19 protein-coding genes are annotated in these 24,529 nt (G+C 67.5%); 12 read left to right on the top strand and 7 right to left on the bottom strand.

The window, feature by feature from the left end; translation table 11 throughout:
* Positions 1-29: 29 nt before the first annotated feature.
* The 5 genes from D6T64_RS15060 to dhaK all read left to right on the top strand — a co-directional run bounded on the left by D6T64_RS15060 (position 30) and on the right by dhaK (position 4,677).
* Positions 30-1,139: an AI-2E family transporter gene (locus tag D6T64_RS15060; protein WP_119975500.1), complete on the top strand. Its 1,110-nt coding sequence runs from the start codon at positions 30-32 to the stop codon at positions 1,137-1,139.
* 99 nt (positions 1,140-1,238) lie between these two features.
* Positions 1,239-2,096 (top strand): class II fructose-bisphosphate aldolase, encoded by an 858-nt coding sequence (locus D6T64_RS15055; RefSeq protein WP_119975499.1) that lies wholly within the window; start codon positions 1,239-1,241, stop codon positions 2,094-2,096.
* Position 2,097: 1 nt separating this feature from the next.
* Complete coding sequence (locus D6T64_RS15050) at positions 2,098-2,979, top strand: HAD-IA family hydrolase (protein WP_119975498.1); 882 nt, start codon at positions 2,098-2,100, stop codon at positions 2,977-2,979.
* Entirely contained in the window at positions 2,979-3,617 is a 639-nt protein-coding gene (gene dhaL / locus D6T64_RS15045) for a dihydroxyacetone kinase subunit DhaL (protein WP_119975497.1), read from the top strand. The genes D6T64_RS15050 and dhaL overlap by 1 nt, the downstream gene beginning before the upstream one ends.
* Before the next feature lie 64 nt (positions 3,618-3,681).
* Positions 3,682-4,677 carry a dihydroxyacetone kinase subunit DhaK gene (gene dhaK, locus D6T64_RS15040; RefSeq protein ID WP_119975496.1) on the top strand — a complete coding sequence of 332 codons (996 nt, stop codon included), beginning with the start codon at positions 3,682-3,684 and terminating at the stop codon, positions 4,675-4,677.
* A 184-nt stretch (positions 4,678-4,861) separates the two neighbouring features.
* On the opposite strand, the gene D6T64_RS15035 is transcribed toward dhaK, so the two are convergent.
* The 5 genes from D6T64_RS15035 to D6T64_RS22315 form a co-directional block, all read right to left on the bottom strand.
* Positions 4,862-5,917: a 2,3-butanediol dehydrogenase gene (locus D6T64_RS15035; RefSeq protein ID WP_119975495.1), complete on the bottom strand. Its 1,056-nt coding sequence runs from the start codon at positions 5,915-5,917 to the stop codon at positions 4,862-4,864.
* Between the two features lie 146 nt (positions 5,918-6,063).
* Entirely contained in the window at positions 6,064-11,988 is a 5,925-nt protein-coding gene (locus D6T64_RS15030; protein ID WP_119975494.1) for a DUF4011 domain-containing protein, read from the bottom strand.
* 75 nt (positions 11,989-12,063) lie between these two features.
* The gene (locus D6T64_RS15025) at positions 12,064-13,029 is read right to left on the bottom strand and encodes a bacteriorhodopsin (RefSeq protein ID WP_158594898.1); all 966 of its coding nucleotides are present in this window, start codon (positions 13,027-13,029) and stop codon (positions 12,064-12,066) included.
* Entirely contained in the window at positions 13,026-13,379 is a 354-nt protein-coding gene (locus tag D6T64_RS15020) for a DUF7882 family protein (protein ID WP_119975492.1), read from the bottom strand. Before D6T64_RS15020 ends, D6T64_RS15025 begins: the two co-directional genes overlap by 4 nt.
* A 75-nt stretch (positions 13,380-13,454) precedes the next feature.
* Positions 13,455-13,634 carry a hypothetical protein gene (locus tag D6T64_RS22315; RefSeq protein WP_147364582.1) on the bottom strand — a complete coding sequence of 60 codons (180 nt, stop codon included), beginning with the start codon at positions 13,632-13,634 and terminating at the stop codon, positions 13,455-13,457.
* A gap of 213 nt (positions 13,635-13,847) precedes the next feature.
* Here D6T64_RS22315 and D6T64_RS15015 point away from each other — a divergent pair, with 213 nt between their 5' ends.
* The 4 genes from D6T64_RS15015 (at position 13,848) to D6T64_RS15000 (ending at position 17,530) form a co-directional block, all read left to right on the top strand.
* Positions 13,848-14,189 (top strand): hypothetical protein, encoded by a 342-nt coding sequence (locus D6T64_RS15015; protein ID WP_119975491.1) that lies wholly within the window; start codon positions 13,848-13,850, stop codon positions 14,187-14,189.
* A gap of 138 nt (positions 14,190-14,327) precedes the next feature.
* On the top strand, positions 14,328-14,597 hold the full coding sequence (rpsO, locus tag D6T64_RS15010) for a 30S ribosomal protein S15 (protein ID WP_119975490.1): 270 nt from the start codon (positions 14,328-14,330) through the stop codon (positions 14,595-14,597).
* A 132-nt stretch (positions 14,598-14,729) separates the two neighbouring features.
* On the top strand, positions 14,730-15,803 hold the full coding sequence (locus D6T64_RS15005) for an LLM class flavin-dependent oxidoreductase (protein ID WP_119975489.1): 1,074 nt from the start codon (positions 14,730-14,732) through the stop codon (positions 15,801-15,803).
* 149 nt (positions 15,804-15,952) lie between these two features.
* Entirely contained in the window at positions 15,953-17,530 is a 1,578-nt protein-coding gene (locus D6T64_RS15000) for an amino acid permease (RefSeq protein WP_119975488.1), read from the top strand.
* Here the strand turns inward: D6T64_RS15000 and D6T64_RS14995 are convergent.
* Positions 17,502-18,224 carry an SGNH/GDSL hydrolase family protein gene (locus D6T64_RS14995; protein ID WP_119975487.1) on the bottom strand — a complete coding sequence of 241 codons (723 nt, stop codon included), beginning with the start codon at positions 18,222-18,224 and terminating at the stop codon, positions 17,502-17,504. The two genes, D6T64_RS15000 and D6T64_RS14995, sit on opposite strands and share 29 nt — an antisense overlap.
* A gap of 126 nt (positions 18,225-18,350) precedes the next feature.
* Complete coding sequence (locus D6T64_RS14990) at positions 18,351-20,108, bottom strand: glycoside hydrolase family 13 protein (protein WP_119975486.1); 1,758 nt, start codon at positions 20,106-20,108, stop codon at positions 18,351-18,353.
* 242 nt (positions 20,109-20,350) lie between these two features.
* Here D6T64_RS14990 and D6T64_RS14985 point away from each other — a divergent pair, with 242 nt between their 5' ends.
* From D6T64_RS14985 to D6T64_RS14975, 3 genes are all read left to right on the top strand, one after another.
* Positions 20,351-22,639 (top strand): polyribonucleotide nucleotidyltransferase, encoded by a 2,289-nt coding sequence (locus D6T64_RS14985; protein ID WP_119975485.1) that lies wholly within the window; start codon positions 20,351-20,353, stop codon positions 22,637-22,639.
* Between the two features lie 141 nt (positions 22,640-22,780).
* Positions 22,781-23,689: a GDSL-type esterase/lipase family protein gene (locus D6T64_RS14980; protein ID WP_119975484.1), complete on the top strand. Its 909-nt coding sequence runs from the start codon at positions 22,781-22,783 to the stop codon at positions 23,687-23,689.
* 102 nt (positions 23,690-23,791) lie between these two features.
* The gene (locus D6T64_RS14975) at positions 23,792-24,133 is read left to right on the top strand and encodes an ArsR/SmtB family transcription factor (RefSeq protein WP_119975483.1); all 342 of its coding nucleotides are present in this window, start codon (positions 23,792-23,794) and stop codon (positions 24,131-24,133) included.
* The last annotated feature ends 396 nt before the right edge of the window (positions 24,134-24,529 follow it).

Genomic DNA, 24,529 nt, shown 5'->3' with positions numbered 1-24,529 from the left:
GGCTCACAGGAGGTGTCTAGGCTGGGGGGATGCGAGCAAAAGAACCCACGACTCCGGCGGTCCCGCGCACGACCCTCACCGACAACCTGGGCTGGTTGGGCCTGCGCAGCGGGCAGATTCTGCTCGTCATCGCGCTCGCGGCCGTGGTCATCTACGGCATGGTGCAGCTCAAGCTCGTCGTCATCCCGGTGCTGCTCGCCATCATTCTCGCTGCGGCCCTCAGCCCGATCGTCAACGTGCTTCGGCGGCGCGGCATGGCAGCGATCCTGGCGACGTGGATCACGCTGCTCGCCGTCATCGGTATCCTCGGCGGCATCATCACCCTCATCGTCTTCGCCGTGCAGGACCAATTCGACGAGCTCGCCGTGGCTGCCACCGACGGCATCGACAAGCTCATCGACTTCGTGATGCAGGGGCCGATCCCGATCAATGAAGAGCAGATCAACGGCGTGCGCGACGCGGTCGTGGACTTCGTCACGAGCAGCCAGTTCGGCACCGGCGCCCTCGCCGGCGCCACGGCCGTCATCGAGATCATCACCTCCGCCGTGCTGCTGATCGTGATCCTTTTCTTCTTCCTCAAAGACGGCGACAAGATCTGGGCCTTCTTCCTCAAGCCCTTCCACGGCGAGCGCCTCGCCCGCGGTCGCCGCATCGGCACCACCTCGGTCGGAGTGCTCGGCGGGTACGTGCGCGGCACCGCGATCATCGCCTTCGTCGACGCGCTCTTCATCGGCATCGGCCTGGCCATCCTGCAGGTTCCCCTCGCGCTGCCGCTGGCTGTCATCGTCTTCCTCGGCGCCTTCATCCCGCTCATCGGTGCCACCGCCGCGGGGATCCTCGCCGCACTCGTGGCCCTGGTGGCGAGCGGCCCGATCACCGCCCTGATCGTGATCATCATCGTCGTTGCGGTCAACCAGCTCGAGGGCAACTTCCTGCAGCCGGTGGTGATGGCACAGTCGCTCAACCTGCATCCGCTCGTCATCCTGGTGGCACTGACCGGCGGAACTATTGTCGGAGGCATCGTCGGTGCCGTCGTCGCGGTGCCGATCGCGGCCGTCGCCTGGGCGATCGCTAAGGTCTGGAACGGCGAAGCCGCGCCCCTCCCAGTGAGGGCGCCGCGCCGTCCCCGCAAGAAGTAGCGTCCGGCGGCGGCGCCGGCGCGCGCGCCCGGTCTCAAGGCATTGTCGAGTAGGTGGCTTGAGCCTACGATGTCCGGCAACTGCGCAAGGAGGCTGGAGATGCCCGTATCCACCCTGAAGGAAGTCGTTGATCGGGCCTTCGCCGAGCGTTACGGTGTGCCGGCCATCAATATCGTCAACGACCTGACCATGGAGGCCGTGCTGGCCGGGGCCGTCGAGGCGCGCTCGCCGGTGATCGTGCAGACGTCGGTGAAGACCGTGAAGGCGCTCGGCTCGAACGTTCTGGCCAGCATGTGGACCTCGATGACGGCGGGTATCGAGGTGCCCGTCGTGCTGCACCTCGACCACTGTCCCGACCGGGCGGTGATCACCGAGTGCCTCGACCGGGGCTGGAATTCGGTGCTCTTCGACGCGTCGGTGCTTCCCGTGGAGGAGAACCAGCGCCAGACCATCGAGGTCGTACGGGAAGCCCGGGCCCATGGCGCCCACGTGGAGGGGGAGATCGAAGCGATCACCGGCGTGGAGGACGGCATCGGCTCCGACACCGAGTCGGCCAGGCAGAACCTCGACGTGGCCCTGCGCTTCATCGAGGAAACCGGGGTGGACGTCTTCGCACCCGCCATCGGAAACGCCCACGGCGTCTACCGGCACGAGCCCGTTCTCGACTTTCAACGGGTCAGCGACATCGTCGACGAACACCCGATTCCGATCGCCCTGCACGGGGGCAGTGGCATGACCCAGGCCCAGTTCTCCGACCTGATTCGCCGGGGCTGCGCCAAGGTCAATATCTCAACGGCCCTCAAGATCACCTTCATGAAATCGAGCCTCGCCTTTCTCGAAGAGGCGGAGGCGAAAGACAGGTGGGATCCGCCGGCACTCTTTGCGCACGTGCACACGGATGTGGCCGCCCTCACTCGGGACCTGGCCCGGCAGTTCGGCAGCGCCGGGAAGGCCTGACATGCCGGCACTGATCTTCGACTGCGACGGGGTGCTCTCCGATACCGAACGTTTTGGGCACCTGCCCGCATTCAACCAGACCTTCGTCGAGTTTTCGGTTCCCGTGCAGTGGAGCGATGCGGACTACGCCGAAAAGCTGCTGATCGGAGGCGGCAAAGAGCGGATGCTCAGCGTCCTCACCCCGGACCTCTGCCACCGGCTCGGGCTCGACCCGATGAGTCCGCACTTCACGGCCGCCCGGGCGGCCATGATCGCCCGCTGGCACCAGCGCAAGACGCAGATCTACACTGAGCGGGTCGCGGCGGGGGACCTTCCCGCGCGCCCGGGTGTGCTGCGACTGGCCAGTGAAGCGGCGGCGGCGGGGTGGCGGTTGGCCGTCGCGTCGACATCGGCGGAGGCATCCGTTCGCGCGGTGCTGCAGCACGCCGTGGGAGGCGACCTCGCGGCGCGGTTCGCGGTGTTCGCGGGGGACATCGTGGCCGCGAAGAAGCCCGCCCCCGACATCTACCGCTATGCGCTCGATGCGCTCGGAGCGGACAACGGCGGTCTCAATCCCGACAGCGTGGTCGTCGTGGAAGACAGCGCGAATGGGCTTCGGGCCGCCCTCGGCGCAGGCCTGCGCACCCTCATCACGGTCAGTGGATACACCGTGGCCGATGACTTTGCCGGGGCCGCGCTGGTCGTGTCCTCGCTCGGTGACCCCGACGTGTTGGAGACAATCACCCTCGCGGATCCGTTTCGGCTCCAGCCCGGAGCCGTGGTGGACCTCGGGGTGCTCGAGGCGATTCTGGCCCGCACCCCGAGGACCGACCCGAGCCCCGACCCGCACGCCCCAGATGACCCGGGCCGTGACCATGACCATGCCAGTGAGGTGGAGATCTGATGATCAGTTCGAGTGTGACGATCACCGCGTTCGTGGTGCACAGCATCGCGCAGACCGCGGTCGACAAGGAAAGAGAGTTCGGCGACCTCGATGCCGTCGTCGGTGACGGTGACTTCGGGTTCTCCCTCGCGCGGGGTTTCGAGATCGTGCTACAGGAATGGGACGCGCTCGACCGCACTACCCCGTCGGTGTTCCTGCAGAAGGTTGCCCTCGTCATCGCGGGCCGCATCGGCGGCACCTCGGGGCCGATCTGGGGCACAGCCTTTCTGCGGGCGGCAGCGGCGGTGAAAGACAAGGAGCAGCTGACCGGGGCCGATGTCGTCGCGATGCTGCGGGCCGCAATCGAGGGAATCAAAGCCCGCGGCAAGTCCGACCTGGGCGACAAGACCCTGCTCGACGCGCTCGTGCCGGCCACCGACGCCCTCGAGGCGGAGCTGATCGCCGGCACGGATGCCCAGACCGCGCTGGAGCGAGCGGCCGTGGTGGCGCGGGCGAGCGCCGACGCGACGACGTCGATGCAGGCCCGGCGGGGTCGGGCCAGCTACACGGGCGAGCGCAGCATCGGATCTCCCGACCCTGGAGCGGTCGCCGTCGCGGTGATCCTCGAGCGGCTCGCCGCGGAATGGTCGCTGAGCTAGGGGGCACTGATCCCGGACCGACCGGCCCGGGTGAACACGCACACGGAAACGGTGGAACAGGACGATGAAGAAGTTTGTGAACGACCCGAAGCAGTACGTTCCCGAAATGCTCAAGGGCATCGCCCTGGCCAACCCCGACAAGCTGCGGTATGTACCCGAGTACAACCTGATCATGCGGGCCGACGGCCCCAACCCGAACAAGGTCTCCATCATCCAGGGCTCCGGTTCCGGTCACGAACCGGCGCACGTGATGACGGTCGGGCGGGGCATGCTCGATGCCGCCTGTCCGGGCGATGTCTTTGCCGCGCCGCCGATGGACTACGTCTACGAGACCACCAAGCTGATGGCCTCGCCGAAAGGCGTGCTGCTGCTCGTGAACAACTACACCGGTGACCGGATGGCCTTCGAGATGGCGCAGGAGATGAGCGCGGCCGAGGGCATCAACGTGAAAACGCTCTTCATCGACGATGATGTCGCCGTGCAGGACTCGACCTACACGGTCGGCCGCCGGGGCGTGGCCGGCAACTTTTTCGTGATGAAAGCGGTCGGTGCGGCGTCGGAGGCCGGGGCAGATCTGGACGAGCTGATTCGCATCGGCGAGAAGGTCGACAGCGTCACCCGCACCATGGGCATCGCGCTGACCTCCTGCACCCCGCCGGCGAAGGGGTCGCCGCTGTTCGAGATCGGGGACGACGAGATCGAGGTGGGCGTGGGCATCCACGGGGAACCGGGCAGGCGCCGGGCGAAGCTGACCACCGCCGACGAGATGACCGACGAGCTGCTCGACGCGGTCGTGGGCGACCTGCCGTATCGGGCGGGCGACCGGGTCGCCCTGATGATCAATGGGCTCGGCGGCACCCCGATCAGCGAGCTGTACATTCTGTACGGGCGGGCCCACGAACAGCTGCGGCAGCGCGGCATCGACGTGGGGCGCAGTTATGTGGGGGAGTACTGCACCTCGCTCGACATGGCCGGCGCGAGCCTGACCCTGGTCAAGCTCGACGATGAGATCGAACGCCTGCTGGAAGCCCCCGCCGAGATCGCCGCCCGCGTCTTCTAGCGCGGCCCAGTAGGTCGTCTCGCCGGGTTTCGACCGGCGCGCTTCGCGCGCCGGCTCAACCAGCGGAGGAACCCGCCGGTTGAGCCGCGACGAAGGAGCGGTCGAAACCAGGCGAGTCGACCTTCACACTACGGTAGGGCCCCGATAGAACCGGCGGGCCGACCTGCGAGCGTAGGAGCAGGTGTTACGGGTGCACGATGATCTTCACCGCGGTGTCGTTGTGGTTGATCAGCGTGTCGAAGCCTTCGGAGATCAGGTCGTCGAGGGCGATGCGGCCGGTGATGAACGGGGCGAGGTCGACCAATCCGTCCTGCACGAGCTTGATCGTGGCCGGGTGGTCGCGCACGTACGCGATGGTGCCCCGCAGGTCGACCTCCTTGAGCACGAGCTTCTGCATATCGAGGCTCGCCGGCTTGCCCCAGATCGACACGTTGACGATGACCCCGGCCGGGCGCACGGCGTCGAACAGGGTGTCGAGCACCACGTTGACGCTCGAGCACTCGAAGCAGACGTCGGCGCCGACGCCGTTGGTCAGTTCGCGAACGCGGGTGGCGACATCCGCTTCGCGCGGATCGAGCACGTAGTCGGCGACACCGGTGGCGAGGGCTTTCGCCTTACGGGCCTCGCTCAGCTCGGAGATGATCACCGTGACGCCCTTGGCCTTGAGTACCGCGGCGACGAGCAGGCCGATGGGGCCGGCGCCGCCGATCAGGGCGACATCTCCGGCCTTGGCGCCGCTGCGCACGAACGCGTGGTGGGCGACGGAGAGCGGTTCGATGAGGGCCGCCTGGTCGAGGGGAATCTGGCCGACGGGGTGCACCCAGCGCTGGTCGATGACGACCTTCTCGCTCAGGCCGCCGCCACCGCCGGCGAGGCCGATAAAGCCCATCTTGACGCAGAGGTGGTAGTTGCCGGCGAGACACTGGGCGCATTCGCCACAGACGAAGTAGGGTTCGACGACGACGTTCTCGCCGACGGTGAGTCCGGTCACGCCTTCACCGAGGGCGGTGATCGTTCCGGAGAATTCGTGCCCGAGCGTGACCGGTTCTTCTTCGTGCGAGAGCGGATGCGGGTGGCCGGCCGCCGGGATGAAGATCGGCCCGTCGAGGTACTCGTGCAGGTCGGTGCCGCAGATGCCGCACCAGGCGACGTCGATGGCGACGGCTCCCGCTCGCAATACGGGGACAGGGATATTTTCGATGCGGATGTCGTGCGGACCGTGAAAACGCGCGGCCTTCATGAGTGGTGCCTGCATGGTGTTCTCCTGCGACGAAACGTGTTGCAACCGTCGTGTCCGAATGACACGAACTGCGGCGTCTCGGCGTACTTTCAGCCTACTCTCAGCGCAGCGCTTATCTCGCGGTCGCTGTTTTCGGAAGGGTAGGGCTATTCGGGGGCGGCGACGATGACCCCGGCGGGCGTCATCTCGAGGCGACTCTCGGCGAGGCCCTGCTGCAGGGCGTTGGAGAGCACGGAGACGATGCCCGCCGTCATTCGGGTGCCGCCGAACACGCTGAGGGCCTCGCGTTTCAGTTCGTCCTCGTTCATTCCCGCGGACACATGGGCGAGTTCGACCATGGCGTTGACGATTTCGCGCGGGCTGACCTGATCGAGCGGGCGGGTCGTGCCGGCCAGGGTGCGCCGGTAGCCGCGCCACTGTGCGGGATCGAGCTGGCTCGGCCAGGCGAAGGAATCCGCGCCGACAAGGTCGCTCGGCAGCTGCCCGAGGATGGACGCGGACCGCGCCGCGCTGAGTTTGGCGAGCCCGAAACCCGACGCGAGCAGTTTGGCGAGGCGGGTGGTGTGGATCGGTCCCTCGGCCTCGACGATCTCGCGCAGGGCGACCGCGACCGCGTCGGACGACCGGCGGCCGGGCAAGGCATCCAGCACCGAGATCGGCCCCAGGGCACGCTCGGGCCAGGGCTCGAAATCGCGCTCGAGGGCGGCGCGGCGCGGCGCGGGGCGCGTCGCGTCCGCGGTGACGGATGCTGCGCCGCCGGACCGCAGACCAGCGATGGTCGGAGCCTGGCTGGCACTCGCGCTCGAGCTCGCGCTGGCCGGCGGAGCCGGTGCGGGTGCCTCCGCTCCGGCAACCGCGTCAAGAGCGGCCGTGAGGTGGTCGAGAACGGCCGTACTGTTCTCCAGCCAGGCGGGCATCCAGACCCGTTCCACGGCCGGCCAGCCCAACAGATGTGACAGCACGTCGACGGGCAGGCCGTCTCGATCGGAGACCGTGCGGCGAGCGGCCCAGGCCGGACCGTCGAGCAGCACGGCCATGAGCGGCCGCTGCGGGTCACCGGGAGCGGCGACGCTGAGGTCGATGCGAAAGTCGCTGAGTCCGACATCCGTCGCCACGACGAGGTCACGTGCGCGCAGGGCCGTCGCGATCTCCTCGCGGTGCCGGTCGATGGCGGTGCCGCGACGGGCCTCCTGCTGCGACGCATCGGTGCCGGCGAGGGCCGCCATATCCAGGTACCTGCGCAGGTGCTTGATGCCGAGCGAGACCGTCTCCTCGCTGCGCAGGTCGGTCGGGGCGAAGCTGCTGAACACGATGATCTGGCGGCGCGCCCGGGTGACGGCCACGTTGAGTCGGCGTTCCCCGCCCGGCAGGTTGAGCGGGCCGAAGTTGAGCGGCAGCCGGCCGGTCTTATCGGCGCTGAACGCGGTCGAGAACAGAATGGTGTCGCGTTCGTCGCCCTGCACGTTCTCGAGGTTCTTCACGAACAGGCCGTCGGTGTCCACGTCGAGGGCAGTCGTGATGCGGTCGTCTCCGCCGTCGCGCAGCAGCCCCTCGATGAGGGCACGCTGCTGCAGGTTGAAGGTGACGACCCCGATGGAGGGACTCTCGACCGGGGAGACGGCGAAACGCCGGACGATCTCGTCGACCACGGCGTGGGCCTCGACCGGGTTGGTGCGCAGCGCCTTGCCGAGACCACCGCGCAGGAACGTGCCGTCGACCCTGCGCAGGCTGACGCCGTAGTCGCCGGTCGGGGAGTCGCCGGTCTCGGCGGTGCCGCCGCTGCGGCGAGGTGCAGGGAACGACGACAGGGTGCCGCGGTAATACTCACGGTTGCTGAACGCGATCAGTGATTCGTCCTGGCTGCGGTAGTGCCACGAGAGCCACCGGCTCGGTACCTGGGCCTGCACGCACTCCGACAGGACCGACTCCTCGTCACGCACGAAGTCGACGTTCACCGCTTCGTCGTCGAGCGAGCTGATGCTCGACTCCGCGAACGCGGTCGGCGGCATCTGTTTGCTGTCCCCGACGACGACGACCGAGCGTGCGCGGCCCATCGCGCCGACGGCATCCGCCACCCGCACCTGGGAAGCCTCGTCGAACACCACGATGTCGAAGAGTTCAGCATGCGCGGGAAAGAATCGCGCCACGGACTCCGGGCTCATCAGCATGCACGGCATGATCTCGGTGATCAGCTCACCGAAGGTGCTCATGAGTTCGCGCACGCCCATGCCGCCGCGCTGGCGGTCGAGCTGCCGTTTCAGCAGCCCGATCTGGCCGGTGTTCACGGCGTCGCCGCAGGTGCGTTGCTCGAGCACCGTGGAGGGAATGAAGGTCGGCAGGTGTGCCCGCACGGCAGCGGATGCCCCGGTGAACCGAGTGATCGCCCGGTTCTGCGCCTCCGTGTCGAACCGGTCGAGGGCCGTTGCCGCGCCGCGCTCGTCGAGGGCAGCGCGGGCCAGTCCCTTCTCGAACGCGAGGGTCGCGTCGCCGGGATCGATGGTGCCCTCCAGGATGATGGTGCGGGCCTCGGTGAGACCGAGGGCGCTGAGCGGCTGCAGCTGCGCGAGCAGGGCCAGCCACCGCCGCAGTGAAGGAACGCCGGGAGCGGCAATGGCCCGCTCGGAGCCGGCAGCCGTCCAGGCGGCGAGCAGCCCGGCCCGCCCGGCCCAGCGCGACAGGTCCGCGGAGCTCGCGCTCGTAGCGGTGGCCAGGGGTTGCCAGGCGTTCGCGACCCGGGTGACGGCCGCACCGAACTCTGCGTCACTCGCCGGGTTCGCGGCGAGGTAGGAGCGCAGGGCCACCACGAAGTCTTCGCGAGCGGTCGCGGCCTGTGATTCGGCGTACGGCGCAACGACGCCCCCGGCCCAGACAAGCCAGGCCAGCTGCATCGCCAAGGAGGTTCCGTCGGCCGCGATGAGCGGATTCCAGTCGGCTGCGAGCCGCACGCCGGGCAGGGCCGCCACCTGGCCGCGCAGGGCATCGAGCTCAACGCGGGTTTCGGCCAGTTGCCCGGTGAGAACCGAGAGGTGCCGCAGGCTGACCTCGGCGCCCGGCCGCAGCGTCGCCTGCAGCTCGGCAAACACCGCCTGACGGCGCTTCTTGCGCCCGAAAAAACCCGAGGAATCCGCGTCGAACGCCGCAGCATGAATCGCGTGCACGTCGAGCAGCAGCGCAGCCGGGGTGCACTGCAACAGCGCGGGGTGCGCGGTCGCCGCGAAAGCATCCACCGCCTGCGTCGCGGCCGCGTGCGCGCGGATCCACTCCGGACTGCGGGTCGCGTCCAGTATCTCCACCGGCGGACGCGGGGACCCCGCGAGGGCTCCGAGGGCCGCGAACTGGTCCGGACTCGACAGCGTCTGCACGACCGCCGCGGCCGGATCACCGGTCGGCACTGCCGCCCAGAGGGCGGCGCAGGCCGCATCAAGTTCCGCCGCGACGGCGGCGACGGTGTCAGCATCGACGGCGGCGAGGGCATCCGCTGTGATGGAACGCGTCCCGATGAAGCCCCAGGCATGATCGCGGCGAGGGTTCGCGGGCTCCGACACGTCGGGCAGGTCGCGCAGGGTCAGCCGCAGCTCGGCGAGCTGTTCGGCGCTCACCGAGGCGGGCAGGCTGATCGGCACCGGCAGGGACGGCACATCGGCGGCGGCCAGCGCCTGGGTGCGCGCGGAGTAGAACGACAGGCCGGCGGCGTTGGGCTCGTGCAGGTGCTCGGCGTACCGGGCGAGGCTGCGGCGGGCGGTGCCGAGTTGGTCGAGATCACTTTTCAGGCCCTGCGCGTCGACCTCGACGCGGTGTTCGAGCGCTCGCCGAATCTGGGCGCGTGCCTGTTGCGGTTTGCTGGCTTTGTCGTGCAGGTCGAGGGCGAAGGCACCCATACCGACCTCCTCGAGGCGTTTCTGCACGACCTGGAGCGCGGCCCGCTTCTCGGCGACAAAAAGCACCTTTTTGCCGTCCGCGACGGCGCGGGTGAGCAGGTTCGTGATCGTCTGGCTCTTGCCCGTGCCGGGCGGGCCTTCGAGCACGAAGGTGCGGCCGGCCACGGCCTCGGCGACCGCCGCCAGCTGGGACGAGTCACCCGGCACCGGGCACTCCGCACCGAGGGCGTCGAGGTCGGGCGCGGGCGGGGCCACAACCGGGTCGACGAACGGCAGGGTCGGCGAGTGGATGAGGTGACTGACGAGCGAATTCTCGGCGAGGGTCTGCCAGTTGTCGTCGAGGTCCTTCCACAGCCGGAACTTCGCGAACTGAAGAATCGACAGGTCGAGGGTCTCGTCCACTCGGTACGGGAGGCCTGCGCCGTGCAGCGCCTCGCGGGTGGCGCGGAACGCGGCTTCGAGATCCAGGCCGGATTCGTCGCCCGACGGCGTTTCGAGGCCCGGGATGTGCAGGCCGTGCAGCTGGCGCAGTTTTTCGAGCAGGCAGTAGTTGGGGGTGGACTGACCGGACTCGTCGAGCGCGATATAGTAACCCCCGCGGGTGGGTTCGAGCACGACCGGCACGAGCACGAGCGGTGAGCGCAGCTCCCGGTCGGCCACGGTCCACACCAGGGTGCCGAAGGCGAGATACAGGTTGTTCGCGCCGGTCTCCTGCACGATCGTGCGGGCCTTGTAGGCGAGGCCGCGCAGCCGGGTGTCGTAGGCGGCCTCGGTGACGTCGGCGACGACGGACCGTTTGTCCTGCAGCAGCGAGCTGAGCTGTTCCTGCGGCAGGTCTCGGCCGAAGCGGATGCCCCGCTCCCGGTCGATCTGCGACACCCGGTCGCTCGGCACCAGGGTGAGACCGGTGCCGGCGTTGACCTGGTCTTCGATCGCGCCGAGCGACCGGTCGGGAACGGTGAGGGCGAGTCTGCCGCGATCGGTGAAGTTGATCAGTCGGTTGCGCAGGCTGAGGTCGAGCAGCGCGTTCTTCCACTGCTCGACCCGTGGCGGAACGGGATCGGTCTCGGCGGCGCCGGGTATGCCGGTCAGCGGGCCGGGCCGGGCCGGGCGATCCACTGTGGGAACGGCGGCGGAAGCCGGGCGGTATTCGGTCACGACGACCGTGCCGGCCGCATCCGTCGTGCGCGCCGGCAACGGAATGATGCCGCCCAGCCTGGCCTGCACGACATCGGCGACGCCGACGACGGCCGAAAGATCACCGGCGAGGTGCGCGAGGTAGGGGGCTCGCTGCGCGTCGGCGAAGGAGAGCCCGGAACGGTCGGTCGTCACGGCCGTCGTCTCCACGAGTGAGATCAGGCCGAGGTCGATGAGGTTGATCACGTCGCCCAGGTCGGTGATCGCGGGGGAGCCGAGCGTCTGCTCGTCACGCCAGTAGCCGAGGAACGCGTGGCCGGTGACGACGAAGATGAGGGGGTGGAGGCCGGCCTGTTCGAGGGCGGCCGCCATCACCACGGTCGTGTCGAGGCAGGTGCCGGCCCGCCCATCGAGCACCTCGCCGGGGGTGCGAATCTTCTGGCCCTCCACGTCCCAGCTCGCGGGCGGGGTGCTGTACCGGATGTCGCGGGCCCGCATCGCGGCGAAGACCGACTCGACGACCTGGTCGACGCGTGTGTCCCCGGTCTGGTAGCCCTGCAGGGAGCCGCTGCCGGTGCTCTTCTCGAGCAGGTCGGCGGCCTCGCCCAGCAGGGTCGTGATGGCCGGGTCGTTCGGCAGCACGTGGGCGGACAGCATCTCAAGGCCGAGTTCGACGGGACGGGCGATCCACTGCCGGGCAGCGAGCAGCTGGATCTCGTGGCGGGCTTCGGCGACGACGTCGCCGCCGACGGTCAATGTTGCCCGGATGGTGGCCGGGCGCTGCTCTTCGACCGTGAGCATGACGGCGGGGTCGCCGCGCAGGGTCAGGTCGGTCAGAGTGACCGGACGTTCGGCCGCGAGGTCCACCAGGATCTCGCAGGCCGCCGCCAAGGGCTGTCCGGCGCTCTCCACACTGATACGCAGCACGGCAGCCCGCACGGCCGGCCCCGTGTTATCGACCGTGACGCTCGTGACCACGCTCTGGCGGTTGTGCGCGAGGGCATAACTCAGGATCGGGGTGGCGACGAGGTGAAGATCGAACGGGCGAGTCTGCATCCCTCAATGAAACCACTTCGACCGGCTCCGCACCCTGCGACGCTACGGGCCCGCGCGATTTTCGCGACCGGAGCGTCAGGGTTCGATGTAGCCGGGCATCTTCGTGGGGGCGGTGGGAACCGCCGAACTCAGTGGCGGTTGCGGGCGCCGGTGGTGCACGGTCGAGCCGTCGTCGAGGTAAACCTCACGGGGCAGGCCGGCGTCGGACTGCTTGACCGAAGAAATCCAAATCGCTTCGTGGTGCACGTCGAGTCCCGATCGAACGTCTTCTGCGGTGCGCAGTTTGGCGACCCGGTGGATGAGCCCGCAGAAGACCACCTTGACAAAGATGTCGGCGATGCAATAACCGATCTGCATGGCGGTGGTGAAGGCCCCGCCCGAACCGAGCAGCGGGATCATGAACATCACGGGGTAGATGAACCAGCCGCCGAGCAGAACGAATGTGGCTGACCGTAGCAGTGTTGCGGATTCGGTCGTCAATTCGGGCAGAGAGCGCCGCACCTCGCGGATCAGCAGGAGCATGGTGGCGATCCAGAACGCACAGCTGATGCCGCCCCAGACGACCAGGGCCAGCAGGCTGGTGCCGCCGCCGATCACGACCGCCCCGAGGTAGCCGGTGAAGATCATCAGGAACGCGCCGGCCACCGCCCAGATTCGAACGCGCCTGGCCGCGGCGCCGACGACGGTGCAGACGGCCAGCAGCTCCACGGTCAGGAGGGGAACGGTCAGCGACCAGTCCATGTACCGCGTCGCCATCGCGTTGATGGCCAGTTCGTTGGGAACGTACCCGGCTGCGGTGAGGTCGTACCCGTAGCGAAAGTTGATCACCATATAGACGTAGCCGAGGAAGGCGACGCCCATCAGGGAAAGCCGGGCGACCACGGCCGGCCGGTACCGGGCGCCGACCTCGCCGCGGGTCGTCCAGGTTCGCACGAATCCGGCGAACAAGGCCAGGGCGGCGATGACGAGGAAATATTGCGTGAGCATGTACTGGGACTCGGTGAGCGTCGCCGTCCACGGTGCCACAATCGTCGTGTTCATCGGATGGATGGTCCCGGAGTGGCATGCTGGGCGCCGACGCCGGGCGGAGTCGGCACCGGCTCGGTCATGAAGACGAGCCCGCCGGCGCTGTTGGCGGACAGCATCAGGGCGTCGATCCATTCGCGGTTGATCGTGGGAACCCGGCTGCCGAAATAGCGATAGTAGAGGGTGCTGGCCGGGTCGATCCAGATCGCGCTGCGCCCGCTGTTGGCGTCGGCCGCATCGATCCACGAGAACACGAAGCTCTCCCGGCGGCGCAGTTTGGCGCTGATCACGATCTGCAGGTGCATGAGCGCACGATCGTCGAAGCTGATGACGATTCCCGAATTGCCGTATAGCAGCGTGCCCATCGTGCCCCCAGTGTTGCCTCACCTTATCGGGAGCGGGGGCCTCAGCGGGGGGCGAGCCCGATGCCGGCCTGTCTGTTAGGCCGCCGTGAGAATATTCGAGCGGATGCTCCGCTCGGCGTTCGCGGCATCCCCCACGGTGGTCTCGGCGCAGCCCGAGCAGGTCAGACGGTAACGCGGTGCGGATGTGAAGCCGACCCGGGCGGGGTTCGGGGCGAGCTTGGCAGCGGCGTTGCAGTGCGGGCAGGTCATCAGCACGAATTGTTCTCCTTTGATGAGGATCTCTTGTGTGAGAAGGATTTCAGTATGCAGAGATTTTCCATGGAGCGGTATGGGTTGACACCGGTCGGTGGACCCCCCATTCGAGTCGGGATTTTGGGGGGTGGTTCCGAGATGTCGGCGGCGGGGACGTTCGGCTAGTCTGTCCTCATCAGCGGATGTCAATTTCTCACCTGCAGATCGGAGTTGTTCATGCCTCTTCACGGACTGACCATTCGCACTGTTTCCAGCCCGAATTCCCGCCCGGCGCGTGCGACGCGCACCGCCCCCGTCACCCCGCCCACCCGGAGCCCAGACGGCGCGACCGCCCTGTCGCCGACCGAGTGGATGGTCTCCGACGCGACCACCGCCATCGGCACGTCCTCGGCTATCCTCGGCTTCATCCAACTGACCGCCGGGAACTACGAGGTCACCAGGATCGGTGGTTCCCAGATCGAGTTCAGCAACTTTCCGAGCCTGGCTGAAGCGGTCGCCGCGCTCTCGGCGAAGCCGTTGCGCCGCCTCAACATCGCGGCCGCACCGCCCCGGCGCTGAGGCTCTGCCCAGGCCCGAGATTCTGCCCGGCGCGAGATTCTGCTAAAGTATTGAGGTTGCCGTTCAACGGCCGCGGACAAAGAGAGCTCAGGCATTCTGCCAAGGGCACCGCGCAGTGAGAGAAAGGGGATCCCATCTATGGCACTCGAGCCCACCGCTAAGAAGGCGATCATCGAAAAGTACGCTACCCATCCTGGTGACACCGGGTCCCCCGAAGTCCAGATTGCGATGCTCACCGCACGTATTCTCGACCTCACGGAGCACCTCAAGGAGCACAAGCACGACCACCACTCGCGTCGTGGCCTGCTCCTCATGGTTGGTCAGCGTCGCCGCCTGCTCGGTTACCTCTCGGACATCGACATCAGTCGTTACCGCAAGCTGATCGAACAGCTCGGACTTCGTCGATAACGCGAACTTCTTGAGAACGGGCCGTCACCTTCGGGTGGCGGCCCGTTTTGCGTCCCCGGCGCCCGGCGTGGAATACCCGGCGCGGCATCGCGCCCCGGAATACCGCGGCACGCCGGACGGTTCGCTCCAGTGATGACACCTGTAAAGACACACCAGAACCGCCCGCTCGCGCTCTCCGTTCTCGACCTGATTCCCGTGCGCAGCGGGCAGACCTCGGGCAACGCGCTCGCGGCATCCGTCGCACTCGCCCAGATGGCCGATCGGCTGGGATTTACGCGCTACTGGGTCGCCGAGCACCACAATATGCAGGCGGTCGCCTCGACCAACCCGCCCGTGCTGATGGGGATCCTCGCCGCGCGCACCGAGCGGATCCGGGTGGGATCGGGCGGCATCATGCTGCCCAACCATTCGCCGCTGGTCATCGCCGAGCAGCTCGGCATTCTCGAGGCGGCGTTCCCCGGCCGCATCGACGTGGGCTTCGGCCGCGCGCCCGGCAGTGACCCCGTCATCTCGTCGTACCTGCGCTCCAGCGGCGCCGTGAGCGACGTGGACGCCTTCGAACACAACGTGGCGGACATCGGTGCCCTGCTGCACCCCGACGGTGCCGCGCTGCGGCTCACCTCGGGCCAGGACTATGTCTTGCGGGCGACGCCCGCCGCGACCGGTTCCGCCGTCGTCTGGATGCTCGGATCAAGCTCGTTCTCGGCGCACCTCGCCGCGCGCCTCGGCCTGCCCTACGTCTTCGCCAATCACTTCTCCGGTGACGGTACGACGGATGCCCTGAACCTGTACCGCACGGAGTTCACCCCGTCAGAGAACCTCGCCGCACCGCGCACGTTCCTGACCGTGAACGTGTCCGTCGCCGACACGGCCGAGGAGGCACTCGCGCTGGCCACGCCGCAGCTGCAGCTGATGGCCCGGCTGCGCACCGGGGCGCCGATGGGGGCCCTCTTGACCGTGGAGCAGGCAGCGGTCGCCGACGTGACCGGCGCGCAGGCAGAGATCATCGAGCAGATGGTGCGGGGCTGGGTCATCGACACCCCCGCGGGCGCCGCGACACGCCTGCACGCGCTCGCCGACCGGTTCGGCGTCGACGAGATCATGGTCGTTCCCGGGGCGTCCGAGCATTCCCACGACGACCTCGACACCGCCCCCGCCCGGGTGCGCGCGCTCGAGTTGTTGGCCGCCGAGGTTCTCGCCGGGTAGCGCGGCAGGGTCGCACTGAAGCGGGAGTAGACCGCGGCGGGGGCTAGCATTAGTCCTTGGCGCGGCCACTGACGGCGTGACCTGGACGGCACGGCTACTGATGGCACGGCCCGGCTTCGGAACAAATGAAACGGACGGACGCAGCAGCGATGAGTCTCTGGCGCACCAAGAGTATTGAAGATTCGATAGCCGACTCGCTCGAAAAGGGCCACAGCCTCAAGCGCACCCTCGGTACCTGGGACCTCATGATCATGGGCGTCGCGGTCGCCGTCGGGGCCGGGATCTTCTCGGTCGGCGCCAAGGCCGCGGGAAGCTACGCCGGGCCATCCGTCACCCTCGCCTTTCTGCTGGCCGCCTTCACCTGTGCCCTCGCGATCATGTGCTACGCCGAGTTCGCCTCGGCCGTTCCGGTTGCCGGGTCGGCGTACACGTTCACCTACGCCACCCTCGGCGAGCTGCTCGCCTGGATCATCGGCTGGGACCTGATCCTGGAGATGCTGACCGCCGCGGCCGTGATCGCGAAGTACTGGGGCATCTACCTCAGCACGGTCTTCGACCTCGCCGGCTGGGACGTTCCCGCGACCATCACCGTGGTCGGCCTCAACGTGAGCTGGGGCGCGTTCGTCATCGTCGCGATCTTCACCACCCTGCTCGTGCTCGGAACCCAGCTCTCCGCCCGCGTCGCGAGCGTGTTCACGATCATCAAGGTCGCGATCGTGGTCTTCGTGATCGTGGCCGGTGCGTTCTTCATCAAGGTCGAGAACTACACCCCGTTCATCCCCGAATCGGTGCCGACTCCCGAGGGCGAGGGTGACGTGTGGATGCAGTCACTCTTCTCGTTCATGACCGGTGCGGCCCCCGCGCAGTACGGGTTGTTCGGCCTGCTGGCCGGTGCCTCACTCGTGTTCTTCGCCTTCATCGGCTTCGACGTCGTCGCGACGAGCGCCGAAGAGGTCAAGAACCCGCAGAAGACGTTGCCGCGCGGCATCTTTGCCGGCCTCGCCATCGTGACCGTGCTGTACATCGGTGTGAGCCTCGTGCTGACCGGGATGGTGCCCTACACGGTGCTCGCCGACGACCCGAACGCGTCCCTGGCCACGGCGTTCGTCTCGGTCGGTGCAGGCTGGGCCGCGCAGATCATCTCGGTGGGAATCCTCGTGGGACTCACGACCGTGATCATGGTGCTGCTGCTCGGGCTGTCGCGGGTGCTGTTCGCGATGAGCCGCGACGGACTGCTGCCGCGCTGGCTCAGTGTCACCTCCGACAAGCGCCGCACGCCGGCCCGCATCCAGATCATCTCCGGACTGGCCGTGGCCCTCATCGCCGGCCTCACTGACGTGGGTGTGCTCGAGGAAATGATCAATATCGGTACCCTGTCGGCCTTCGTGCTGGTCAGCATTGCCGTCGTCGTGTTGCGCAAAAAACGCCCAGACCTGCCGCGGGCGTTCAAGGTGCCGTTCTCGCCCTTCCTGCCGATCCTGTCCGCCGTGCTCTGCGTCTGGCTGATGCTGAACCTGACGACGCTCACCTGGGCGCGGTTCGGCGTGTGGCTGATCATCGGCTTCGCCGTGTACTTCCTCTACGGACGCCGGCACTCCGTGCTCGGCCTCAAGCTGAAGGCCGCCAAGCGTGAGGCCGCCGAGCGGGAAGCTGCGATACTCGCCGCTGGCAAGCGTGATGCGGCGCCGGACTCCGTTGTCAGTGGCGAATCAGACTCGTCGCGGTGAGGTCGTCGGCCATCTCGGTGGCCAGGAACTCGCCCCACTGCTGGTAATCCGTTGAGGTTCGGTAGCGCCCGGCCACGATGAAGGATCGTCCCGTCAACGGCACAAACGTGGTGCGGGGAGTGCGGGAGCACTGGTCTGACGTGACGCGGTTCAGCCCGGCGGCGTGCCAGTTCGCGAGGCCGCCGAATAACCGATTGTCGAAGACCGGGATCGTGCGGATCGGCTGGATCCCGAGCATGTAGATGTGGGTCTGGGGCCCGGTGTGCTCGGAGATGTGGGTCAGGATGCGCGCCAGCTCCGACCGCCAGACCGTGGGCGGGATGAAATCGATAGCGTCGTTCACGCCGAGGGCCACGACGACGGCGTGGTAAGCCGAGAGGTCGATTTCGGCGACGTCGTGAAAACCCTGGCGGATCGAGCCGAGCGGGCTGGCCGCGACGCTCACATCGGCGCCGCGACCGGTGGTCACGGACAGGGCCCGCGCAAGCGACCCGGGTAACGCCAGGTCGTGGGTGCGCACGCCCCAGCCGGTCGCCGGACCGCTGCCGAAGACGAGTACGCGGTCGTGGTCGGGTCCCGTGGCGTGCGAGTGCGGGTGGTCGGTCGGACGAGGAACGGTGCCCTGGGTTTGCAGGGCCAGCCCTGCCCAGGCACGTATGAGCGGTGCCAGGATGAATCGTAAAACTTCGCGCATGTCGTCCCCCTGTTCACTCCAACTGTAGGGACAGAACGACCGTTTGTCGTCATACACAACGTGCGCGGCTGGCACCAGTTAGAGGGTGCCCAGCCGTTCTGCCTCTGTACGGGGGCTATGAACGGCCTATGAGTTCGCCGTACGCGTTGCGAGCCGGTACAGGCGGGCTTCCCAGGCGCGCAGGGGTGCTTCACCGGTGCCCGTCTGCTCGGCCGCGGGATAGTTGCCGAGCAGGAGTTCGGCGCCGGAGAGGTCGGCCGGAAGCGGCGTGGTGAGCGGGGCATCCGCTGCGTTGGCTACCACCAGGAGGGTCTCGGAGCCGAGGGTGCGGGTGAAGGCATAGAGCGCCTCGTGGTTCGGTTCCAGCATCGTGAAGTCGCCCAGGGCGACGGTCGGCAGTGTGTGCCGCAGCGTGATCAGGCGCTGGTAGAAGCGGAAGACGCTCCGTTTGGCGGCGCGATCTGCGGCCACGTTCACCGCGGCGAAGTTCGGGTTCGCCGCGATCCAGGGCGTGCCCGAAGTGAAGCCGGCGTGGGCGGAGTCGTCCCACTGCATCGGGGTGCGGGCGTTGTCCCGGCCCATCGTGTGCACGCCCTCGAGCACCGTGGCCGGCGCCTGGTCGAACTGGCCGGTGCGGTCGAACTCCGCAACGGCCTCGCGGTAGTGGTTGAGGGATTCGATGTCGCGATAGTCGGTGATGCTCTCGAAGTGCACGTTGGTCATGCCGATTTCTTCGCCCTGGTAGATGTAAGGCGTGCCGCGGTGCAGGTGCAGCACGAGCGCCCACAGGGTCGCCGACTCGAAGCGGAATTCGCTGTCGTTGCCGAAGCGCGACACCAGGCGGGGCTGGTCGTGGTTGTTCAGGTACAGGCTGTTCCAGCCGGTTTCGGCGAGCCCGCCCTGCCATCGCCCGAGGCTTGCCTTGAGGGCGGGCAGGCTGCGGGGGAGGAAGTGGAACTTCGTTTGCCCCTGGTCCAGGGAGACATGCTCGAACTGGAAAATCATGTCGACCTCGGCCCGGGCCGGATCGGTGAAGAGCCGGGCATCTTCGACCGTGACGCCGGGCATCTCGCCGACGGTGAGGTGCTCGCCGGTGCGCCCGGCGAAGACCTCCCGGTGCATCTCCTGCAGGTAGTCGTGGATCTGCGGGCCCATCGGCGAGCCGCCGCCGAGGCTGGCCTGCGGCCCGCTGACGAGTTCGGCGCGCTTGGCGATGAAATTGATGACGTCCATGCGAAAACCGTCGACGCCGCGGTCGAGCCACCAGTTCATCATCGTGTACACGGCACGGCGCACCTCGGGGTTCTCCCAGTTGAGGTCGGGCTGCTGGCGGGCGAACAGGTGCAGGTAGTACTCATCGGTGATCGGGTCGAGGGTCCATGCCGGGCCGCTGAAGGCGCTGCCCCAGCCGTTCGGCGGACCGCCGACAGCCCCTGCGGATGACGCGTCGGCCGTCGGCCGCCACCAGTACCAGTCTCGTTTCGGATTGTCCTTCGAGGAGCGTGATTCGACGAACCAGGGGTGTTCATCGCTCGTGTGGTTGACGACGAGATCCATGATGATTTTGAGGCCCCGGCTGTGGGCTGCCGTGAGTAGGGCATCGAATTCGGCGAGGCTGCCGAAGACGGGGTCGATGTCCTGGTAGTCCTTGATGTCGTACCCGTTGTCGTGCTGCGGCGACGGGTAGACCGGCGAGAGCCAGATCGCATCCACCCCCAGCTCGGCCAGGTAGTCGAGCTTCGACCGGATGCCGCCCAGGTCGCCGATGCCATCGCCGTTCGAGTCCGCGAAGCTGCGCGGGTACACCTGGTAGACCACCGCCCGGGTCCACCAGGGATTCGAGTCGTGCTCTCCGTGTACGGCGGCAGTGGCGGCGTTCGTCATGGACCAGTCCTTTCCGGGGCAGGCCTCAACGCTACGGGCATCCGTCTGGAATGTCCCGGTAGACGCTCGGTAGGCGTCTGTTAGGCTTACGGAGGCCCGATTATGGGCCAGCCGCAGCACCTGGGCGGGCCGGAAGCACCTGCACTGAGCCACTTGCACTGTGCAGTGACCGCTCCCCGTCCCCGTGCCCCACTCGCACGCCACACGGGCAAACGAGTCTAAAAAAAGGAGAGAACCCCCGCATGGAGGGTCCAGAAATCACATTCGCCGAAACCATTATCGACAACGGTAAGTTCGGCACTCGCACCATCCGATTCGAAACCGGCCGTCTCGCCCAGCAGGCGCAGGGCTCGGCCGCCGCCTACATCGACGAAGAGACGATGCTGCTCTCCGCCACGAGTGCGAGCAAGCAGCCGAAGGACAACTTCGACTTCTTCCCGCTCACCATCGACGTTGAAGAGCGCATGTACGCTGCCGGCCGCATTCCGGGCAGCTTCTTCCGTCGCGAAGGTCGCCCCTCCACCGAGGCGATCCTCACCTGCCGTCTGATCGACCGGCCGCTGCGCCCGTCGTTCGTCGACGGCCTCCGCAACGAGATCCAGGTCGTCATCACGGTCCTCGCGATCGAGCCCGACGAACTCTACGACGTGCTCGCGATCAACGCGGCCTCCATGTCGACCCAGCTCGCCGGCCTGCCGTTCTCCGGCCCGATCGGTGGCGTTCGCGTCGCACTCATGCCCGACAGCAATGGTGGCGGCCAGTGGGTTGCCTTCCCGAAGCACTCGCAGCTCTCCGATGCCGTCTTCAGCATGGTCGTCGCCGGCCGCGTGGTGACGGATGCTGATGGCAGCCAGGACGTCGCGATCATGATGATCGAGGCGGAAGCCACCGACAACGCGTGGACGCTCATCAAGGGCGGCGCCATCGCGCCGAACGAAGAGGTCATCGCCGGCGGCATCGAAGCCTCGAAGCCGTTCATCAAGCAGCTCATCGCCGCGCAGCAGGTTGTCGCCGACGCGGCCGCCAAGCCCACCGGTAACTACAGCCTGTTCCCGCCCTACCAGCCGGCCACCTACGACGCGGTTGCCGCCCTGTCGTATGACGCCCTGAAGGACGTCTACCAGATCGCCGACAAGGTCGCCCGCCAGGACGCCGATGACGCGCTCAAGGCATCCGTCAAGAACGCCATCGCAGCCCAGGTCGAGGCCGGCACGCTCGACGCCAGCGCCCTGAACCAGGTCTCCGCGGCGTACAAGTCGGTCACCAAGCTCGTCGTGCGCTCGCGCGTGCTCAACGAAGGCATCCGCATCGACGGTCGGGGACTTGCCGACATCCGCCCGCTCGACGCCGAGGTTGCGGTCATCCCGCGCGTACACGGTTCGGCCATCTTCCAGCGCGGCGAAACCCAGATCCTGGGCGTCACCACGCTGAACATGCTGAAGCTCGAGCAGTCGATCGACTCGCTGAGCCCGGTTACGAAGAAGCGCTACATGCACAACTACAACTTCCCTCCCTACTCGACCGGTGAAACCGGCCGCGTCGGAACGCCGAAGCGCCGCGAGATCGGCCACGGAGCGCTCGCCGAGCGCGCCCTGGTTCCCGTGCTGCCGACGCGTGAGGAGTTCCCCTACGCCATCCGTCAGGTCTCCGAGGCGCTCAGCTCCAACGGCTCCACCTCGATGGGTTCCGTCTGCGCGTCGACCCTCTCGCTGCTGAACGCCGGAGTGCCGCTGCGCGCTCCGGTCGCCGGCATCGCGATGGGCCTGATCAGCGACACCGTTGACGGCCAGACCCGCTACGCGGCCCTGACCGACATCCTCGGCGCCGAAGACGCCCTCGGCGACATGGACTTCAAGGTTGCCGGCACGAGCGAATTCATCACCGCGATCCAGCTCGACACCAAGCTCGACGGAATCCCCGCGCAGGTGTTGGCCGGCGCGCTGACGCAGGCGAAGGAAGCCCGCACCACGATCCTCTCCGTGCTGAACGCCGCGATCGACGCTCCCGACGAGATGGCGCCCACCGCGCCCCGCGTCATCAGCGTGCAGATCCCGGTCGACAAGATCGGCGAGCTGATCGGCCCGAAGGGCAAGACGATCAACTCGATCCAGGACACCACCGGTGCCGACATCTCGATCGAGGAAGACGGCACCGTGTACATCGGCGCCGTCGACGGACCGTCGGCCGAGGCCGCTCGGGCCCAGGTCAACGCCATCGCGAACCCGACCAACCCCGAGGTTGGCGAGCAGTTCCTCGGAACCGTCGTCAAGATCGCCGCGTTTGGAGCCTTCGTTTCCCTGCTTCCGGGCAAGGATGGTCTGCTGCACATCTCTGAGGTGCGTAAGCTTGCTGGTGGCAAGCGTGTTGAGAACGTCGAAGACGTTCTCGGCGTCGGCCAGAAGGTGCTCGTTGAGATCACCAAGATCGATGACCGTGGCAAGCTCTCGCTCGCCCCGGTGCTCGAAGAATCTGCTGACACGGACAGCCGCGCTGCGGCATCCGTCGGCGCCGACGATTCCGTCGAAGCGTAGTCAGATAAGGTCTGCCGGCCAACCTCTCGCCAGGTGAGCCGGTAAGACGAAAGGCCCGCACTGCTTCGGCAGCGCGGGCCTTTTGCGCACCCCGGGCTCGCACCCCGTTCGGACCCGGCCGGGTGGGAGTAGGGTGCCGGCATGAAATCACACTCAGCGAATTCTCAGTCGCGAAATTCTCAATCGCGCTTCGGCGCCCGCGGGGCCCTCGGCCTCGGTCTGCTCATTCTCGGCCTGGTCGCCGGCGTCGGGGCCGTTCCGGCTACGGCCGCACCGGCCAGCCTGACCGCGGCATCCGCTCCCGCGTCGTCGGCGGCGTCGGCGTCTTCTGCGTCATCGAACGGATACGTCGCCCTCGGCGACTCCTTCACGTCCGGGCAGGGCGCGCCACCGTACACGATCGCATCCGGCGCCTGCCTCGTGAGTCGCTACGGCGGCTACCCGACCGTCACGGGCCTGCTGAGCCCCTACCGGCTCACGGCGAACCGGGCGTGCTCCGGCGCCCGGACCAGCGATATTCCCGCCCAGCTGGTCGGGGTGAGCGCGAACACGAAGCTTGTGACGCTGACCATCGGCGGGATCGACGCCGGATCCAACGTGATCGTCGGCGCGTGTGCCCCCGACCCCCTGGCGCCCGCCTGTGACGCAGCCATCACAGCCAGTCTTGCGAGCCTTCCGGGTCTTGTCCCGGTGCTGGCCGGGACCTATGCCGGCGTCGCGCAGACCCTGACCTCGGCGCGGATCGCGGTACTGAACTACCCGCTGCAGTTTCAGCCGGGCGTATCCGTTTTCGGGGACAAGTTCAACGCGGGAACGTTGCTGCTGAACCAGGCGATCCAGGGCGCTGTCGCGAGCCTGGCGAACCCACGGGTCGTCTACGTCGATGCGACGCAGGAATTCGGGAACCACGGCATCGGTTCCCGAATCCCGTACATCGCCTTCAATCCGGCCGATCTTGCGGCGCCGGCGAACTTCCACCCGAATGCCCTCGGGAATTCGCTGGGCTACTACCGCGCGCTGGTGAACGACGGCGTGCTGCGACGCCCGTAGCGCGGTCGCGCCCTCAGGGGAGAGTGGCCGGGCGCCCGGAATGGGGCTCCGGCCACGAGCGACCTAGTTGAAAGATTTGCAAGTTAGCGATATGCTAAAACTGTGTTATCTCCTGGCCAGCCCGTCGCCCAACTGAAGTCCGACCTTTTCAAGGCGCTCGGGCATCCGTTACGCGTGCAGGTCCTCGAAGAACTCGTCGACGGTGAGCGGTCGGTCGGCAGCCTCGCCGAAGAACTCCGCTGTGAGCTGTCGAACCTGTCCCAGCAGCTCGGCGTGCTTCGCCGCGCGGGCGTGGTCGTCACCCGGCGCGAAGGCAACACCATCTTCTACACGCTGCGTGACCGCAACGTCGCCGATCTGCTCGATGCTGCCAAGCGGATGCTCGTGGCCAATCTCACCGATTCCCACGCGGTATTGCGCACGATGGAGCAGGACCCGAAGTAGCGCGCTGCGGGCTGCGTGCTGCGCGTAGCGAGGTATTGCTCTGCATGGAGTCACCCTGATCGGCAGGGGCAAGGGCGCCAGTATCAGCCATGCACGGGGGTGGCGTCGGGCGTCTCGCGTGGGCGTCTTCGCCTCCAGCCTCCAGCCTCCAGCCTCCCTCCTCACGAGTGGGCGCAGATCGCCCCTTGGCGGATGTGAATGGGCGCAAATAGCCCCTTGACGAGTCTGATGGGGCCATTTGCGCCCAGTCGTGAGGGTAGAGCGCGTCTGATGGGGCGATTTGCGCCCACTCGTGGCAGGTCAGGTGGGCTCGCGCCGCCACGCAGGTACATGGGCCTGTGGATAACTCCCCAGGCACCCGCGGCTTTCTGAAACGATGTGCCATGCACAAACGCA

This window comes from Cryobacterium melibiosiphilum (assembly GCF_003602235.1).
Taxonomy (GTDB): Bacteria; Actinomycetota; Actinomycetes; order Actinomycetales; family Microbacteriaceae; genus Cryobacterium; species Cryobacterium melibiosiphilum.
The sequence above is the reverse complement of the archived record's forward strand: the minus strand, read 5'-3'. Positions and strand labels throughout refer to the sequence as shown.